General features: G+C 54.4%; 14 protein-coding genes. 8 read left to right on the top strand and 6 right to left on the bottom strand.

What is annotated here, in order from left to right:
- The first annotated feature begins 22 nt into the window (after window positions 1-22).
- The 3 genes from R0137_RS06010 to R0137_RS06000 all read left to right on the top strand — a co-directional run bounded on the left by R0137_RS06010 (window position 23) and on the right by R0137_RS06000 (window position 5,014).
- Window positions 23-1,483, top strand: a complete 1,461-nt coding sequence (locus R0137_RS06010; RefSeq protein ID WP_407329323.1) for an amidase — start codon at window positions 23-25, stop codon at window positions 1,481-1,483.
- Between the two features lie 200 nt (window positions 1,484-1,683).
- Window positions 1,684-4,221 carry a TonB-dependent receptor gene (locus R0137_RS06005; RefSeq protein ID WP_407329322.1) on the top strand — a complete coding sequence of 846 codons (2,538 nt, stop codon included), beginning with the start codon at window positions 1,684-1,686 and terminating at the stop codon, window positions 4,219-4,221.
- Between the two features lie 232 nt (window positions 4,222-4,453).
- Window positions 4,454-5,014 (top strand): helix-turn-helix domain-containing protein, encoded by a 561-nt coding sequence (locus R0137_RS06000; RefSeq protein ID WP_407329321.1) that lies wholly within the window; start codon window positions 4,454-4,456, stop codon window positions 5,012-5,014.
- On the opposite strand, the gene R0137_RS05995 is transcribed toward R0137_RS06000, so the two are convergent.
- A complete protein-coding gene (locus R0137_RS05995) occupies window positions 5,001-6,071 on the bottom strand; it encodes a COX15/CtaA family protein (RefSeq protein ID WP_407329320.1) in 1,071 nt (356 codons plus the stop codon). The two genes, R0137_RS06000 and R0137_RS05995, sit on opposite strands and share 14 nt — an antisense overlap.
- Before the next feature lie 178 nt (window positions 6,072-6,249).
- Between R0137_RS05995 and R0137_RS05990 the strand changes: the two genes are divergently transcribed.
- On the top strand, window positions 6,250-8,148 hold the full coding sequence (locus tag R0137_RS05990) for an ATP-binding cassette domain-containing protein (protein WP_407329318.1): 1,899 nt from the start codon (window positions 6,250-6,252) through the stop codon (window positions 8,146-8,148).
- A gap of 64 nt (window positions 8,149-8,212) precedes the next feature.
- On the opposite strand, the gene R0137_RS05985 is transcribed toward R0137_RS05990, so the two are convergent.
- A complete protein-coding gene (locus tag R0137_RS05985) occupies window positions 8,213-9,400 on the bottom strand; it encodes an aromatic amino acid transaminase (protein ID WP_407329317.1) in 1,188 nt (395 codons plus the stop codon).
- A gap of 197 nt (window positions 9,401-9,597) precedes the next feature.
- On the opposite strand from R0137_RS05985, the gene R0137_RS05980 reads away from it, so the two are divergent.
- The gene (locus R0137_RS05980; RefSeq protein ID WP_407329316.1) at window positions 9,598-9,789 is read left to right on the top strand and encodes a hypothetical protein; all 192 of its coding nucleotides are present in this window, start codon (window positions 9,598-9,600) and stop codon (window positions 9,787-9,789) included.
- 36 nt (window positions 9,790-9,825) lie between these two features.
- Here R0137_RS05980 and R0137_RS05975 read toward each other — a convergent pair whose 3' ends face one another.
- Together R0137_RS05975 and R0137_RS05970 are read right to left on the bottom strand one after the other, a co-directional pair.
- Window positions 9,826-10,566 carry an HAD family hydrolase gene (locus R0137_RS05975; RefSeq protein WP_407329315.1) on the bottom strand — a complete coding sequence of 247 codons (741 nt, stop codon included), beginning with the start codon at window positions 10,564-10,566 and terminating at the stop codon, window positions 9,826-9,828.
- 3 nt (window positions 10,567-10,569) lie between these two features.
- Window positions 10,570-11,511: an aminotransferase class IV gene (locus R0137_RS05970; protein ID WP_407329313.1), complete on the bottom strand. Its 942-nt coding sequence runs from the start codon at window positions 11,509-11,511 to the stop codon at window positions 10,570-10,572.
- A 60-nt stretch (window positions 11,512-11,571) separates the two neighbouring features.
- On the opposite strand from R0137_RS05970, the gene cmoA reads away from it, so the two are divergent.
- Window positions 11,572-12,453 carry a carboxy-S-adenosyl-L-methionine synthase CmoA gene (cmoA, locus tag R0137_RS05965; protein WP_407329312.1) on the top strand — a complete coding sequence of 294 codons (882 nt, stop codon included), beginning with the start codon at window positions 11,572-11,574 and terminating at the stop codon, window positions 12,451-12,453.
- Window positions 12,450-13,424, top strand: a complete 975-nt coding sequence (gene cmoB, locus R0137_RS05960; protein ID WP_407329311.1) for a tRNA 5-methoxyuridine(34)/uridine 5-oxyacetic acid(34) synthase CmoB — start codon at window positions 12,450-12,452, stop codon at window positions 13,422-13,424. Before cmoA ends, cmoB begins: the two co-directional genes overlap by 4 nt.
- 62 nt (window positions 13,425-13,486) lie before the next feature.
- Here the strand turns inward: cmoB and lon are convergent, their stop codons facing one another.
- Both lon and R0137_RS05950 read right to left on the bottom strand, forming a co-directional pair.
- Window positions 13,487-15,979, bottom strand: coding sequence for an endopeptidase La (lon, locus tag R0137_RS05955; RefSeq protein ID WP_407329309.1), 2,493 nt, complete (start codon window positions 15,977-15,979; stop codon window positions 13,487-13,489).
- A gap of 457 nt (window positions 15,980-16,436) precedes the next feature.
- Window positions 16,437-16,784 carry a DUF1820 family protein gene (locus tag R0137_RS05950; protein WP_407329307.1) on the bottom strand — a complete coding sequence of 116 codons (348 nt, stop codon included), beginning with the start codon at window positions 16,782-16,784 and terminating at the stop codon, window positions 16,437-16,439.
- 284 nt (window positions 16,785-17,068) lie between these two features.
- Here R0137_RS05950 and R0137_RS05945 point away from each other — a divergent pair, with 284 nt between their 5' ends.
- Complete coding sequence (locus tag R0137_RS05945; RefSeq protein ID WP_407329305.1) at window positions 17,069-17,869, top strand: crotonase/enoyl-CoA hydratase family protein; 801 nt, start codon at window positions 17,069-17,071, stop codon at window positions 17,867-17,869.
- Window positions 17,870-17,974 lie beyond the last annotated feature (105 nt).

The following is a 17,974-nucleotide window of genomic DNA, read 5'->3' as shown; positions in this document are numbered from 1 at the left end:
ACATACGACTGGAAATACAGCTATGAGCATACTCTACCGCAGCGCTTTTGGACTCGCGCAGGATATCAAGGCGGGCAAGCTATCTGCTGTCACGGTGCTTGAGTTCTATCTCGATCGCGTCGAACAGTTCAATTCAGCTATTAATGCTGTGGTTGCTCTGGATACCGACCGCGCGCTCGCTCGCGCCGTTGCGGCAGACAAAGCTGTAGCAGAAAATGAAGATTGGGGACCACTCCACGGCGTACCAATGACGATCAAGGATGCTTGGTGCACCGAAGGTTTGGTGACCGTTGGAGGAATCCCCGAGCACAAGGACTTCATTCCCGAGAAGAATGCGATTGCTGTACAACGACTAGTAGACGCGGGAGCAATAATCTTCGGCAAAACCAACGTGCCTTTCATGAGCGCAGATCTGCAGTCCTTTAACGAAATTTACGACGTCACAAACAATCCCTGGAATGTAGAACGCACCTGCGGCGGATCTTCTGGCGGAGCCGCTGCGGCGCTGGCTAGTGGACTCACTCCACTAGAGCTAGGTAGTGACATCGGTGGCTCTATTCGAACGCCCAGCCACTTTAATGGCGTGTTCGGCCATAAAAGCAGCTACGAGTTGATTACCAAACGTGGCCACTTACCGCCCGGTGACCACGTGCTCTCCGAGCCCGACTTATCCTGTGCGGGCCCCCTCGCAACCTGCGTTGACGATCTTGAGCAAGCGCTCGCCCTGCTTGCCGGCCCTGCACCCGATATCACGGCTCACCCCTTACCGGCATTACCAACGCCAAGCTTTCGCGACGCATCTCATCTTCGGGTCGCCGTTTGGGCAGACGATGACTTCTGCCCAGTAGACACCGCGATCGCAGAACATATAGAAAGCGCCGCGAAAACTCTCGAGAACCTCGGCGCCCATGTCAATCGAAGTGCGCGCCCGTCTATAGATCCTCAAGCGAATCACGAAAACTACCTTCAGCTGCTCATGTCGACCATTGGCGGCAACACACCGGATGAGGTGCAACAAATGGCACGCGAAATAGTCGCGGCAGCAGACCCCGATGATCGCAGTGAAGCCTTGCTGCAGATGAGGGGTATCGCCATGGATCACAAGGGCTGGATGGTTCAGAACGAGATTCGTCAACACACCCGCGTTGCCTGGGAAGCATTCTTTCGTGATTACGATGTACTGCTATGCCCCTGTACCCATGTACCTGCCTTCGAACATGATCATCATCCTGACATGCAGGCAAGAGTCATCTCGGTCAACGGCGTGGAACGACCCTACACCGATGTCCTTAAGTGGGCGGGGCTGACACTGAACGCTTATTTGCCTGCCACTGCTGTGCCGCTGGGCACCACAGCGGACGGACTGCCTGTGGGCATGCAAATCAGTAGTCGCTATCTTGGTGATCGAACCACCTTGGCGGTAGCGCGCTTACTCGAAACACATCATCGCGCATTCGTCCCACCACCGGGGTATAACGATTAGCGCTTCGCGCCTCATCCTATTCGCGCCGCTTCCTCATAGACGCACCGCGTTTTAGGCGCACCGTGATGGTGCAATACCCCTGTTAAAATTACAGTCAAAATTACTTGCGTTTAACCATGCAAGTTACCTAGCATCGTAGACAGGTTAAAGAGCCCCTCAGCTCGATGACTCATAAATATAAAACAACAAGGGGATTTTCCATGTCTGCGACTTTTCGCACGCTGCCGCTCATCGCGGCCGTATCACTGGCAACGCAATCACTCACCGTCGGTGCACAACAACTCGAAGAAGTCATCGTAACCGCACAGAAACGTGCGGAGAGTCTTCAAGACGTTCCAATTTCTGTTTCCGCCATTCAGGGCGAGAAGATTCAGGATGCGGGTATTCCGAATATGGCTGCACTTGCAGACTACGTTCCCAACCTGCACATCGCCGATGCGCCGGTAAACACCAACATCTACATGCGTGGCGTAGGCTCTGGTAACAACCAAGGCTTTGAGCAGTCAGTCGGTATGTATATCGACGGCGTGTATATGGGCCGAGGACGTCAATACCGTGCAGCATTCCTTGATGTAGAGCGTGTGGAGGTTCTGCGTGGACCCCAGGGCACATTGTTTGGCCGTAACACGGTTGCAGGTGCGATCAACATTACGACCGCAAGTGCTCGCGCTGGCGATGAGCTTGAAGGCGAGGTTATGGTCTCGGCGGAATCTTTCGACGGAAGAGTCGTTGAAGGATTCATAGGTTCTGGTTTGACCGATACGCTGGGCGCCCGTGTTGCTGTGAAGTATCGCGAAACCGATGGCTTTGCCGATAATGCCTTCCTAGGCACCTCTGAGGGTGGTGTCGAAGAGCTCTCCTACCGCCTTTCTTTAAACTGGCAGCCTACCGATGATTTGAACGTTAACTTCAAGTACAGCCAATCGGACTACGAGCGCACAGGTGCGACCACCACTGGCACCGTGTTCCTTGACGCAGCAGGGCGCGCTGAAAACGTACCGAACCGGAGTGCATTCGCTGATACAGCCTATAACATCATGGATGTATTCTTCCCCGGCTACCAAGAACAGACCAGTCGCGAATTTGAGGTATTCAAAGACAATGGCTTTGGCCGCTCTCAGGAAGATGGCATCGGCATTGGTTTGAACCCGGACAGCTCCGACAACGACATCACGAACATGGTGCTTAACGTTGACTGGCAGGTAGGAGAGCTTACTGTCACCTCGATTACCGGATGGTCCGAATACCAATATATAGATGGCGCTGACGTAGATTGGTTACCTCTGCAATTTATTTCTCGGGATGACGATCAAACCTTTGAGCAGTTCAGCCAGGAGATACGCATTGCATCACCGGGCGGCGAGTTCTTTGATTACGTTGCTGGTCTTTACTACGACCAGAGCGATCTTGAATTTCAGCGTCAGGTGGCTATCGATACCAACTTTGACGGTTTGTTCCCAGAGTTCCTGTCTATCGTAACCCCGGGCAACCCTCCTCCTGAGGTTCTGCCGCAAAACTTATTGTTTGCGCTCACCGCCGGCGCCTACGACATGAACCAGATCGCCCGAAACCACAATTACCAGCTCGACTCCGACTCCTGGGCAGTCTTCGGTCAGGGAACCTTTAACTTTACCGACACTCTGCGCCTCACCGTTGGTGTGCGCTACACGGAAGAGAACAAGGACGTACGAAGCACGCAGTTTCTTTCAGATCTGAACTCTGGTCTTCTGAACGAAAGCGACAACTACTTCCTTCATCTAATTCAGGCCACGAGCTTTAACGCTTATAACTACGATTACACGCAAGACAGAAGCACCGATGCTCTCGTGCCGTCATTTAATCTCCAATGGGATATCAGTGACGACAGCATGCTGTATGCAAGCTTCTCTCAAGGCTTTAAGTCAGGCGGCTTCACAGCGGCAGATGATGGAGAGCCCGGTGATCTGCAGCAGGGTACGTTCCCTTGCGCGCCAACCCTGCCGGACTTCACTGTCGATCTTTCGGCCTGTTACGACGTGACCAACCCGAACGATCAGTTCGAGTTCGATGACGAAGAAGTGGATGCTTTCGAGATCGGTGGTAAGCACACATTGTTCGATGGCGGCATGACCTTGAACTGGGCGGCGTTCTACACCGAGTACACCGATCTTCAGGTAGCTATTTTCCAGGGCATCGGTTTCGTAGTTGAAAACGCGGCGAGCTCTGAGATTCTCGGTCTGGAAGTTGATGCCTTGTGGCAGGCCACGGATAACCTCCGTCTTGGCGCCAACTTTGCGTGGCTAGATGCTACCTACGGAGACTTCGATAACGGCCCCTGTACTGCTATTCAGCTAGATGCGGATCCTCTTTGTGGTACTGGCTTGCCAGGCGCAACCAGCAACCCGCTTTCGGGCGAACCAACACTGTACGCGTCTGATTACAGTGCGTCCTTCTTCTGGGATTACATCCGTCCAGTGGGTAACAGCATGGAGTTCTTCGTAGGCGGTGAAATCAACTACCGCGACGCGTTCAACTCGGCGGGTGACAACGATCCCATCGACGTTATCGACGCTTACACCAAAACAAACCTCCGTTTTGGTCTGCGCTCCGGCGACTGGGAAATCATGGCCTACGGTCGTAATATCTTTGATGAAGAAGTGTTCATGCAGTCTTATGACACGCCCGTACTCGCTGGATCTCACTCTCGTTATCTCGAAGAGAGCGCGGTCTTCGGTGCTCGCTTGAAGTACACCTTCTAAGCGATACCTCAGCCGTAGTCTTAATGCCCGCCTCGTGCGGGCATTTTTTTGCCTCGGCATTGATCATCTAGCATCGGAGCACGCTCTGAGCCAAGGCGAGGCGGCAGCGCGTGCTGCGCAGCAGTCAGGAGCGCATCAGCGCGACGCGAAGTAATACGTGCTGCCGTCTCGCCGAGAATCAAAGCTCGCGAAGCGCTGTCTTGCTGGTAGGTTACGCACATATAATGCGCTGATGACAGATTCAACCAGTAGGCTCCTAGGCGAGCGCGTCAGCCAGCTCCGACAGTTACAGTCCATGACGCTGGAGCAACTCGCCGCTGCATCGGGGGTCAGTCGATCGATGCTGAGCCAAATTGAGAGGGGCAAAGCCAACCCGACACTAGCCGTGACCCAGCGCATCGCGCAGACCTTTGGCATCAGCATCGGAGAACTGGTAGACGACCCTAATGCCAGCGCCAGCATCGATGTGGTACGTGGCGACGATCCCGGGACCGTGTTTCGTGCCGACAGTGAGTGTGAGCTACGCACGCTCTCTCCCCTGCAGCTGGAAAAAAACATTGAGTTCTATGTAATTACTCTACAGCCCGGTGCCGAGCTTGCCAGCGCTGCACACTTCGAAGGCACCCGAGAAATGTTCTCGGTCTCCCAAGGTTCTGCGCTCGTCCGCACTGGAAACAGCGAAGTCGCGTTACTGACGGGCGACACAGCTCATTATCGAGCTGACATTCCTCACGTCATACGTTGCGAGGGCGCAGAAGCTCTTAAAGGCTTCCTCGTCGTTAGTTATCGGTAACAATCGTTCGTCGTCGAAGCGCGTGCACGGTAAACAACAACACCGTTAACAAGAAAATCGCTCCCGCCTGATGCCCTGCTGCCACAGGTATCGCCATGCGAGTGAGTAATGTGCTGACCCCCAAGGTGATCTGAAGCAGTAAGGCGGCGATGACAGCAACTCCCGCTCCACGCATGAATCCGTCTGCAGATTGCAGCACCAAACGCAGTCCAAAACCACCGACTAAAAGCAGCAGCACATAGGCGAACATACGGTGGTTGAACTGAATTGTGGTCACATCCTCAAACGCTGCTAACCAAGCGGGGGTACCGGCGTACAAACCAGGAGGAACAAAACCGGGCCCCATGTTCGGCCAGGTCGGATAAGAATAGCCCGCGTCAGTTCCCGCCACTAATCCGCCCGATAGAATCATGAGGTACACCAACACCACCAACAGAGGCGACCACCTCGCGGCACTTTGCATGGACGGCAATGCTCCGCGAGTGGATGCACTATTTGCTTTGGGCCACAAATTGAGAAACTGCCAAACGATCGCTGCGTAGAGTGCAACAGCAAGACCAAGATGGGCCGTCAGCCGGTATTGAGACACACTGGGCCTATCAACCAAGCCGCTCTTGACCATGTACCAACCTAACAAGCCCTGACAACCACCCAGTACAAGGAGCACTAACAGTCGAGGCATCAAACCCGGGCGAATCACGCCTCGTAGGGCAAAGAAAGCCAGAGGTAGAACAAACAGCAAACCGATAATCCGCCCCAGTACGCGGTGAAGATACTCATACATGAATATCACCTTAAACTCAGCGAGATCCATACCTTGGTTGATCTTCTGGTACTCGGGGAACTGCTGATATTTGGCAAACACTTCTAACCAGGCGGCCTCGCCAATGGGGGGCCAGATGCCCATGATGGGGCGCCACTCAACCATCGATAGGCCAGATTCAGTTAATCGCGTAACACCGCCGAGCAAGATCATCCCGTAAATCACTACGGCACAGGCTAGAAGCCAAAGAGCCAATTGGCGGTCGTGGTGTGTTTGATATGCGCGTGAAAACATGTCGATCCTAAAGGCGGCCGAATCGCTGGGGCTTTTGTGCTCTCAGAGCGACTACAGCCAAAAAAAGCGGCGGCAATGATAGCCGAATCGGCTGGTGCGCGCCCACCAGCGCAGAAACTAGTTGGAAGCGCCCCTGAGCGCGTTAGAATGCGCGCACATTTTCTACAGCAAAAGCTTCATGGATCTTCTCCGTCTAGAACAGGCCAATCTACACTTCGGCACTCACGTTTTGCTTGAGTCCGTTGACCTGCAAATAAGCAGCGGTCAACGGCTTGGTTTGTTGGGGCGAAATGGTGAAGGAAAGAGCACCCTCCTCAAGATTTTGGCGGGCGACCTCGCATTGGATGGCGGAGACCGCTGGTTGCGACCCGGCACCCGTATCGCAAGGCTTGAGCAGGAACTGCCGGACACCGCCGATATCAGCGTCTATGACTACGTCGCCGACGGTCTCGCTGAGACCGGCGCCCTCCTCCGGCGCTTTGAGCAGCTAACCTCATCAGCAGACGCCGATCTTGTGGAACTGGAGCGGGTGCAGCAAGCCCTCGAAGCGGCCGATGGCTGGCAACTAGGTCAGCGCGTAGAGAGCACTCTGAGCCAGCTCGACCTCAAACGAGACACACTCATGTCTAGCCTATCCGGAGGCTGGCGCCGCCGCGCTTCGCTCGCGCGTGCCTTGGTGGGTGATCCGGATATTCTCTTGCTGGACGAGCCTACCAACCATCTGGACATCCCTGCTATCGAATGGCTCCAGGAACAGCTTACGGGGCTGCGCTGCGCACTGGTGTTAATCACACACGACCGACGTTTTTTGCAGGGTGTCGCCGATCACATTGCGGAATTGGATCGCGGCAATCTCACTGTTTGGCAAGGCAGCTACGAGGGGTTTCTAAGTCACCGAGAGCAGCAACTAGCAGCGGAAGAAAGAGCCAATGCGCTTTTCGACAAACGTTTAAGCGACGAAGAAAAGTGGATCCGCCAAGGCATTAAGGCCCGCCGCACCCGTAACGAAGGGAGAGTTCGCGCGCTGAAGGCCATGCGCGAAGAAAGAAGCCAACGGCGCGAGCGTACGGGCACTGCAAACCTCAACGTAGATACCGCGGCGCGCAGCGGCAAAATTGTGGCTGAGATCAACGAGGCCAGCGTCGTTCTCGGCGGGCGGACCATCATCAAGCCCAGCTCCTTGTTACTACAAAGAGGTGATCGGGTCGGTATCGTAGGGCCCAATGGAGCCGGTAAAAGTACACTCATTCGTCTTCTCACAGGGGAACTGAGCCCAGAGACAGGCACCGTACGCCTGGGCAGCAAGCTGGAGATCGCTTACGGTGATCAGCAACGATCAACGCTTGATCCCAGTAAAAACCTCATCGATAACGTCTGCGGTGGACGAGACTTTATTGAGATCGGCGGTCGACGAAAACACGCCGTATCCTATCTCGGAGATTTCCTCTTCTCACCCCAGCGCCTAAGAACACCGGTAGGCGCACTTTCCGGAGGTGAGCAAAACCGGGCCGTACTCGCTCTACTGTTTAGCAAACCTGTTAATCTTCTGGTCCTCGATGAACCCACTAACGACCTTGATATAGAAACTCTCGAGCTTCTTGAAGAGCTGCTCATGGAGTTTAAGGGGACAGTACTACTGGTAAGTCACGACCGTGCGTTTATGGATAACGTCGTCACAAGCCTCTTGGTGCTCACCGGAGACGGCAACATCGAAGAACACGCTGGGGGCTTTAGCGATTGGGAAGCTCGCGGCGGTCGCCTGCTCCCCCTAGATGCGATGCCCCATGAACTTGCTGATGATGCTCCCAAGGTATCAGAACCCGCCCCCTCACCTGCTTTAAAGCCCAGTGGGCAAAAAAAGCTGAGCTACAAAGAGCAGAGAGAGCTGGAGGGTCTGCCAGGAGAGATCGAAACCCTGGAGGCTCGCCAGACGGAACTAGAAGCCTTGTGCGGTGATCCGGCGTTCTACGAGCAAGACAGCGATGTCGTCAAAGAACTTCTGGCAGAACTTTCTGGTTTAGGCGAAGTGCTTGAGTCAAAAATCGAACGTTGGACCGAACTGGAAGAACGCGCCTAGCCGTCTGCCCATCGCCAAAAGGCAACCGCGCCCTTCTATTCCTGAAGACCCGCGAAGACCCGCGCTACAAAACCTTTGCGATGGAGTCGGCTAGGTAGTCGATGTTCCGTGCGTTCACGCCAGCCACATTGATACGTGACGAGCCCAGCATGTACACGCTGTAGTCATCACGCAGCGTTTGCACCTGGTCGGAGCTGAGTCCCAAGAACGAGAACATCCCTTTTTCAGCGCGGATAAACTCAAAGTCCCGCCCGGTGGAAGCCTGCAGCTTCTCCACCAAGTCGCTGCGCAGGCCATTGATACGACCACACATACTATGAAGCTCCGACTGCCAATTAGCGGTGAGAGCAGAATCCGATAAAACGGTACTTGCAAGTAGAGCACCATGAGCCGGAGGCATGGAGTACACCCGTCTGGCAGCGACCTTCGCCTGACTCAAAAGCGCATCGGCGCTTTTACCGTCCTTGGCGAGGAACAAGGTACAGCCGGTTCGCTCTCGATAGAGACCCATGTTCTTGGAGCAGGACGCTGCAATGATCATCTCCGGCAGCCGTTCCGCGAGGTGGCGGAGTCCGGCGGCGTCTGCGTCGAGACCATCGCCCAGCCCTTGATAGGCAAAATCAATGAACGGCACAAAGCCCTGAGCTTCCGCCATGTCGCCAACTATCGACCACTGCTCCTTGGAAAGGTCTGCGCCACAAGGGTTATGACAACAGCCATGGAGCAATACGATATCTCCGGCCCCCGCGCCTTTGAGATCCTCCACCATGGCATCAAAGTTTACGCCGTGGGTTTGGGGCTCGTAGTAGCGATAAGTAGAGAACTGCAGTCCCACGCTACCGAGCAGAGGGATGTGTACTGGCCAAGTGGGATCTGACACCCAAACCCGAGCACCGGGTGATGCCGCCTGAATGATCTCAGCACCAATACGAAGAGCACCGCAGCCGCCGGGAGCCTGGATACTGCTAACTCGTCCATCAGCCAAGGCCGTACTGCCCTCACCGAGTACCAGCTTTTGCATGCCGGGGTTGAAACCTGCGACACCCGCGGGCGGTAAATAGGCCTTACTGACTTCACGTTCGACCAGCATATTTTGAGCCTGCTGAATGGCCTCAAAAACGGGGCAAACGCCGTTTTCATCCATGTAAATCCCTACCGTGAGATCCACCTTCTTCGGGTTTTCATCTGCGCGACACACGGCTGCAAGGCCAAGAATGGGGTCGTCGGGAAGGAGGGGCAGTGCTTCTAACATGGCGAAAATTCCTGAACAGAGCTGGCAAATGTACCCCCGCAGAATACGCGAGGCTGACAGCGGAGAAAACAAACAATTCTGAAAGCTAATGTGGTTTCTAGCTTAGTGCGCACTTTTCACGTTTTTTCTGCGGATTTTTTCCTTGTTGCAGGAGGTCAGAGTTTTATCCTGAGCACATAGTTAGAAGGTACAACGTCATGTCCAAAAGCAGTGAAAACAGCGCAGCACGGAACACAAACAGCCTTGTGGCGTTTCTGGGTGCGATCAAGTTTCGTAAGCCCGCGAATGCGGCGATCGACGTTGATCGATACTTCGCGCAGCCTCAGCCTCAGGCACGCCAGCGCCGGCAGCTCGCCGAAGAAAATTTCTGGATTCGCAGCGCAAACTAAGCTCTCAAGTAGCCGCGCTCGACCAGCACAGTATCTCTACCCGCGCAAAGCGTGGGTCAACATTCGCTCGTACATGACTTCCGCCTGCGCGCACATCTCTGCCTGAGGTGTACTCAATGCCTGCTCGACATCAGAATCTGCCTTCGACGGTGAGGTAGCAAAGCCGCTAGACGCCCAGACTGACTCGTACCAATGCGGCGCCCAAACACCATCAGTATCTCTAGGTCCTTTCGGCCAACTCAACATTGCGTCGCTAAACGGCACCGATACCAGCGAACACAGCTGTGACAGCACACTAGCGGGATCAGCTAAGGTCAGTGCCGCATCCAGCACAGGCGGTACCCTCCCAAGACGGTCGCACTCGCGATCGAACAACGCCGCCTGCTGAGTAAACCCCAACTCCTCTAGGGTGAAGTCACTCCTTACCCGAGCGTAAGACGCGATGATCCTCCGCGGCTCCCGTATCAAAAAACAGTTGCTTAACCCGTCGGTAAAAGCTAAATCCATGTCCGGCAGAATGTGTTGCGTCATGTGCTTCTGGTAATAAAGCGCTGCTGGCTCATCCTCGCAAAGCGCCTTTGCGACTTCCTGCCAGTCCTGAGTCTGGCTGGACAATATATCTGCTCGCCCCGGATGATCCAGCCCGGTTTCAGCAAGGTAAGCCGCATAGAAAGGTTCATCAATCACAGCGCAATCACTGCGATTTTCGAAAGACCGCATCATCGCCGTGCTGATGTTGCGAGGCCCCGACCACATAGCCACTCGCGTGACCTTCACGGCTTAGTCCTGTGAGCGAGCATGCAAGCGCCCGGGACCAGCAATGTATTCGGCTACGTAACGACGATAGGCCGACTGCAGCTCGGTCACTACCGGGCCGCGCTCTGCATTGCCTATTCTTCGACCATCCACTTCACGTACCGGCGCCACCCCGGCGAAGGTGCCCGTTACAAAGGCCTCTTCTGCGTTATAGACATCGGTCAGCGTGAAGTTTCGTTCCTTCACCGTCATCCCTCCCGCGGCTGCAACGTTGAGAACCTTGCGCCGGGTAATGCCGTCGAGACAGTAATCCCCAGTGCTGGTCCACAGCTCTCCTCGGCGCACGATGAAAAAGTGCGTGGAGTTGCAGGTAGCGACAAATCCATGGGGATCCAGCATGAGCGCTTCGTCGCAGCCAGCCTTGGCCGCCTGAATACAAGCTGTTACACAGTTCAGTTTAGAGTGTGTATTGAGCGTCGGATCCTGTACGTCGGAGTAGCCACGACGTACGTGTACTGTGAACAGAGTTACCCCTTTATTGACTGTCTCGGGGAGCGCTGTCTTGTACTCAGGAATAATCACCATCGTCGGCGGCGTTATGGTCATCCTCGGATCTTGGTACGGCGTTGACTTCACGCCACGAGAGACCATCAGTCTTATGTGTACACCGTCGTGCATATCGTTCGCAGTTAGGGCGGCATAGAGTCTCTTAGTCAATGCTTCTTTAGTAACGGCAATGTCAAAATCCAGGGTATGCATACCCTCATAGAGCCGATCCAAGTGTTGCTCTAAAAACAATATAGTGCCGCTTTCGACGCGCAACCCCTCCCACACTCCATCGCCCAGCACAAAGCCCGAGTCAAACACCGACACTGCCGCTTTTTCCCGCGGTAACAGCTCTCCGTTAATATCGATAAGGATATTCTGATTACGATCTGCGCCGCTGTATTCGTGGGTGCCTTGCATACTTAAAATCCCGATTTGTACGATAGAGAACAAGCTTTTGAAAACGCGTCGCATGCTACCATGCACACTGCCGACGATTGGTATTTTGCGCCGCTACTAATCGGGGCGCTTTTAAGATTGCGGCGTCCAGCGGAACCCGCACCACCAGAAATACTGTTTGCAGAATTTTTCCTAGCACTACTTGCGAAGCACTACGTGACTGACTCCCCCAAACAACCCAGCGCCGATACCTTATTCAGTGATCCCCTGCGCGCTCCCGGGCCCTTCCGCTTCGACAGCGATGTCGTATCGGTTTTCCCGGATATGATCCGCCGCTCTGTGCCCGGGTACGAGACCGTTATCGCTATGTCTGGCCTGCTTGCGGGGCGCTTTGCAAAACCCAACAGCAGCGTCTACGACCTCGGCTGCTCTCTGGGTGCCACCACCTTATCCATGCGGCGTCACATTGACGTACCCAACTGCACAATCGTAGGCATAGACAACTCGCCGGCAATGATCGCGCGCTGTCGGGAGTTGCTTGCCCTAGACGCGGGCAGCACCGCTGTAGATCTTCGAGAGAGCGATATCCTTGAGAGCGAGATCGCGAATGCGTCAATGGTTGTTCTTAATTACACCCTTCAGTTCGTGCCTCTGGAAGAGCGGCGTGAACTTCTGCATCGCATCGCTGAAGCTTTGATGCCCGGTGGTATTTTGGTGCTGTCAGAGAAAGTGGTGTTTCCCGATGATTCATTGAATCAGCTGAACATCGACCTCCACCACGATTTTAAACGCGCCCACGGCTACAGCGATTTGGAAATCGCTGGCAAGCGAGATTCCATTGAAAATGTTTTGATCCCGGAATCCATCGAGCAGCATCGTCTGCGCCTGTCCGAGGCAGGATTCAGTTCCAGTGACGTGTGGTTTCAGTGCTTTAACTTTGCGTCGATCATTGCCCTCAAATGATCGACATTCAAGGCATTCAGCAACGGTGGGCGGACGGGCCTCTGGAGCCCTGGGGTATGCTTCTTCCCGAGCAGGTGGAGGCGGGACTTTCGGTGCTGCGCCACGGCGATATCCCCCGGTGGGAAAAGGCTCTCGACTCACTACCTGATATTCCCGTTGGTGATACCGATCTTACATCGGCAAGCGTGGGAGTCCGCGCAAGCCAAGCGATAGACAACGCAACTTTATCGGTGCTGGAAACGACGCTGCGCGGACTATGCCCCTGGCGCAAAGGTCCCTACGAACTGTTCGGGGTGGCGATCGATACCGAGTGGCACTCGGATTGGAAGTGGGACCGGCTTAGTCAGCATATCGAACCCTTGGAAAATCGGCGCGTGCTGGATGTGGGTTGCGGAAATGGCTACCACTGTTGGCGAATTCGCGGAGCCGGTGCCAGCGAAGTTATAGGGATCGATCCTTCACCGCTGTTCGTCATCCAGTTTGCAGCTCTTCAGCGCTATATTCAGGACCCCGCGGTTTGTGTGCTTCCCATCGGTATAGAAAAACTCCCTCCCAAACTCCACGCTTTTGATACGGCGTTTTCCATGGGTGTTCTCTACCACCGACGCTCGCCTATGGAACACCTGATGACCTTGCGTGACAGTCTACGCAGTGGTGGGCAGTTGGTTTTGGAAACCTTGGTGATCGAGGGCGACGAGCAACAGTGCCTGGTACCTCAGGGACGCTACGCGCGCATGGGCAACGTTTGGTTTATTCCAAGCGCTGCCATGCTCATTTTGTGGCTGGCCAAGCTGGGTTGGAAAAACCCTAGGGTCGTGGACGAATCGGTAACAACGACTGATGAACAGCGCGCTACCGAGTGGATGAGTTATCAGTCACTGGAGAACTTTTTGGACCCTGATGATCAGACGAAAACCTTGGAAGGCTATCCCGCACCGCGGAGAGCTATCGTGATTGCAGAGGCTCCGTGAGCTTCTGTTAGCGTCACTAGTCCTTGTAGTCACGAACAGCAACACCACAACGCTAACTTCAATTAATGCAACGGCTTGCCGGTTCGATGATCCTCAAACACGGTCTCAAACACATCGCGGAAGTTGCGCGCGAAGTGCACGTTTATGCCTTCTCTGAGGTAATCGGGTAGCTCCTCGAAGTCGCGACGATTCGCATGGGGCAATATTAGCTCCATGATTTTTGCTCGTCTTGCCGCAATAACCTTCTCGCGGATACCACCCACGGGCAATACCTGTCCTGTGAGTGTTAGCTCTCCGGTCATGGCCAGTGGACGACGTATGCGCTCCTTGCGAGCGAGCGATACCAGCGCCGTCGCGATGGTTATTCCTGCACTAGGGCCGTCTTTAGGAGTCGCCCCCTCGGGCACGTGTAAATGCACCATGCTGGTATCAAAAAAGTCGGGATCGCAGCGATAATCTTTGAGATGCGACACGATAAAGCTATAAGCAATATCTGCTGACTCGCGCATCACATCGCCTAAGCGACCCGTCAGCTTAAAGCCACGATTGAGTGTGTGGATACGCGAAGATTCTATGGGGAGTGTAGCTCCGCCCATCGCTGTCCAGGCAAGGCCTGTTGCTACGCCAATACCTCGTTGGGGCTTTTCAGGCTGAAACAATGGTTTGCCTAGTAATTCATCAATATCTCGTTTACCGATGCGTCGTTTCTCGACTGCTTCATTCTGAGTCTTCCGCCGCCCTTTACGGCGACCTTTCACAAAGCCGACGATAGACTTGCGCATGATTCGCGAAAGCTGCTTTTCCAGGTTTCGAACACCGGCCTCTCGACAATAAGACTCAATCACGTACTTCAGTGCCGGGTCGTTAATCTTGAGCTGTTCACTACCCAGTCCATGTCGTTCAAGCTGTTTGGGCCACAGGTGATTGCGTGCGATCGCCAGCTTTTCTTCCGCCACGTAACCCGACAGGCGCAGAGTTTCCATACGATCGAGTAAAGGACCGGGAATAGTATCCAGCTGATTTGCCGTGCAAATAAATAGAACCTTAGAGAGATCCACGCGCAAATCCAGGTAGTGATCAAGAAACTCACTGTTCTGCTCCGGATCGAGAACCTCCAAAAGAGCCGAAGCAGGATCTCCTCGGAAAGAAGCTCCGATTTTGTCGATCTCATCCAGCATGATGACGGGGTTGGCCACCTTCACCTCTTTCAATGCCTGAACGAACTTACCCGGCATTGCACCTACATAGGTGCGCCTGTGGCCTTTAATCTCGGCTTCGTCGCGCATGCCTCCCAAACTAAAGCGATAAAACTCCCGCCCGAGAGCGTTGGCAACAGAACGGCCAATACTCGTTTTACCGACTCCCGGTGGACCCACGAGTAATAGAATGGAGCCCGCTATTTCGCCTTTAAAGGAGCCAACAGCCAGGAACTCCAAAATACGGTCCTTCACATCGTCTAAGCCGTCATGATCTGTATCAAGGACGCTTGCAGCATGCTTGAGATCAAGATTGTCTTCGGAGGTAAGCCCCCAGGGAACCTGCGTTGCCCAATCCAGATAGTTCCGCGTCACTCCGTATTCCGGTGAACCAGGCTCAAGCACCGACAACTTCTGCAGCTCATCATCAATACGCTCCCGAACAGTGTCGGGCAGCACGAGCGACTCTAATCTCGCCTCAAAGCGCTCGGCATCAGAGGTGCGATCATCTTTAGAAATACCCAGCTCTTTCTGGATAACCTTCATCTGCTCACGAAGAAAAAACTCCCGCTGCTGATCCGAGACCTTCTCGTTTACCTGCTCCGTGATCTTGCCGCGAAGCTGCGCTACTTCACGCTCTTTGCCGAGCAAGGCGAGTACCTTCTGCATCCGTGACTGCAGGGGCAATGTCTCCAGAATCTCCTGAAGTTGATCGCCATTTGCCGAGGTGAGCGCAGCGGAAAAGTCAGCGAGCAGGCTCGGCTGATTAGGATTGAAGTTGGCGATGTAGTGCCGCAACTCTTCGCTGTATAGAGGATTGAGTGGCAGCAACTCCTTTACTGCCTGTAGAACCGCCATGGCATAAGCCTTGACGTCATCGCTGTCGCGATCGCCTTGGCTCCTTGGGTACTCAACCTGCACTCGGTAGGGAGCTTTGTCGCTAAGCCAGCGAACGATGCGAAACCGACGCACGCCCTGAGCCAGAAACTGCCCCGGATTTTCTGCCGCCATGGGCGGCCGATGAAGTCGAACAACGCAACCAATCTCCGGAAAGTTCTTTGGCTGTGGTTCGGCGCCGTTTAACTGACTGGGATCGACATAGGCGAGTCCCACCACGCCATTAGACTTCTCCATCACGGCTTTAATCGTGCCACTCCACTGCTCAGGATCCATGCCTACGGGCTGAACCTGCCCAGGAAAGAAAGGCCGTTGGGGCACGGGAATCAGATACAGCGACTCCGGCAACACATCGTCCGCGACCGCGGGGGTCGAAGACTTAAGTACAGCCTGATCGTTGACGATCTCAGCGGTCAGATCCAAACCCGGCGAGCTTTGGTCATCTGTTTTGTCGTCTTGCATAAGAAATCCTCTGCTTAGACAGAGTAGATGGGGGCCAGCACGGCGATTTCAACTAGTAGTCTGAACTACGCTCGAATCTAGACGTGGCCTGAATTCATTCGAACGAGAGAAGCAACCAATGCTTTCTTCGGGAATAGAGCATGTTCAGGCCACGTCGTCATTCGTGCTGTGTTTTTATGCTCGGCTGATCGGCCTACACGCCCCAGTCGTCGATCGCCAAAAAAGCATTGGGGAATTGGCTCTTCGACGACTGGGGCGCGCAGGCCTCGTGCCAGGGAAAAGCGCCGCTCCGCAAGCAAACTGGGTGTGGATGCACTCGAACGAGCGATGACGTCATAGGCTTGACTCGGATGCGTTCGAACGAGCGAATCACCCGAGTCTTTTTTCGGGAGTCGGACGTGTCCGAGGCAAGCTGGACCTAATCAGTGTTCAGTCGTCGCTGCTTAGTCGTCGCTACTTAGTCGTCGCTACTACGAGGCTTCGCTGGCGCTGATGGCATGGGGAAGGATGTAACGTTGGTGTTCTCGCCAGGCTTCACGTCAGAAATCTTGGCAACGCCCTCTTTTGCCACTTCATCAATGCGAATCACGGAATGGAGAGGGATGTAGCTGCGTTGAACGCCGCTAAACTCAGTTTTTAGCTTTTCTTCAGCCGGGTCCACAAGGATTTGTGAGCGCTCACCAAACAGCAGCTCTTCAACTTCGATAAAGCCCCACATATCGCTTTGGTAAATCTGGCGCGCAAAGATTTCGACAACTTGGTTGCCATTCTGAAAAATAACTTTGTATACAGGACTGCTGGGCATAAGGACTACGGTTACTCACTCGGATTATCCGCACGCTTTAAGAAACGCGGGGAAAAATGTTGTATTGAGCTTTAAACGTTTTTTCGTGCGAGTTTTGCACGGAGAAAAAGATCAAGTCACTCAATGTTACATGATTATGCGTGGATATTCGCGCTCTGCGACACCGTTCTAAAGCCAGCCAAGCGCCTCTCTGCGTTGAGGACCACCACCCAGAGCTTACTTGACCCCGCATAACTGCGATCACAGTATGTGTCGTATCCGAAGGTGAAACTAAGAGGCCGTAAATGGCAATTATTATCGAACGTGGTGATGAAGTTTGGGTAGTCCGTCATGACCGACCCGAAGCACGCAACGCTATGGATCCTCAATCCGCCGATGATCTTGTCGCGGCCTTCGAGGCGTTCGAAAAGAGTGATGCAAAAATTGCTGTACTGACGGGAACAGAGAGAGAGTTCTGCGCCGGATGGGACTTAAAGTACGCCGCCTCGTTAACGCCAGACGAACGCAAAGACCTTAGTGACTATGATTTCCCAATGGGCTCCGCTCCAGCCCCTCGGGGTAGCCTAGGCCCCACGCGAATGGAGCTTAGCAAACCTGTCATCGCGGCGATCGAAGGACCTGCTGTTGCAGGCGGCATGGAACTCGCTATGTGGTGCGATATTCGTGTGATGGGAGAGAACGCGTATTTTGGCGTGTTTTGCCGTCGCTGGGGTATCCCTCTGACTGACGGCGGCGCCGTTCGGCTGCCGAGGCTTGTAGGCGAGGGAAAGGCACTCGAAATAGCGCTGACCGGCCGCAAAGTAAGCGCAGATGAAAGCTATGGCATTGGACTTTGCGAGCGGGTAACTGAAGACGGAAAGGCACTAGAAACAGCATTAGAAATGGCCTCCCAAATCGCCAGATTTCCGCAGCAAGCAATGCTAGCCGACAGACGTTCGATTTACGAGACGCACGGTTTAACAGTGAGAGAAGCACTGAAGGTAGAGTGGGCCAACGGCCTCGCCGCACTCCGTAACGAAGGCTTTGACGGGGCAGGTGAATTTTCTGACGGCGCCGGCCGACACGGCGACTTTGGCAACATTTAGTCATATTGGGTAGGGGCTAAGCCGCTCTCAACCCAAGAAACGCCGATCACCAAGTCTAGGAACGAGAGCTGCTCCCTAGAAACACCCCCGCAAATTCTCTGGGCA

It is taken from the genome of Congregibacter brevis, from assembly GCF_045689245.1.
Taxonomy (GTDB): Bacteria; Pseudomonadota; Gammaproteobacteria; order Pseudomonadales; family Halieaceae; genus Congregibacter; species Congregibacter brevis.
This window is presented reverse-complemented; position numbering and strand designations above follow the sequence as displayed.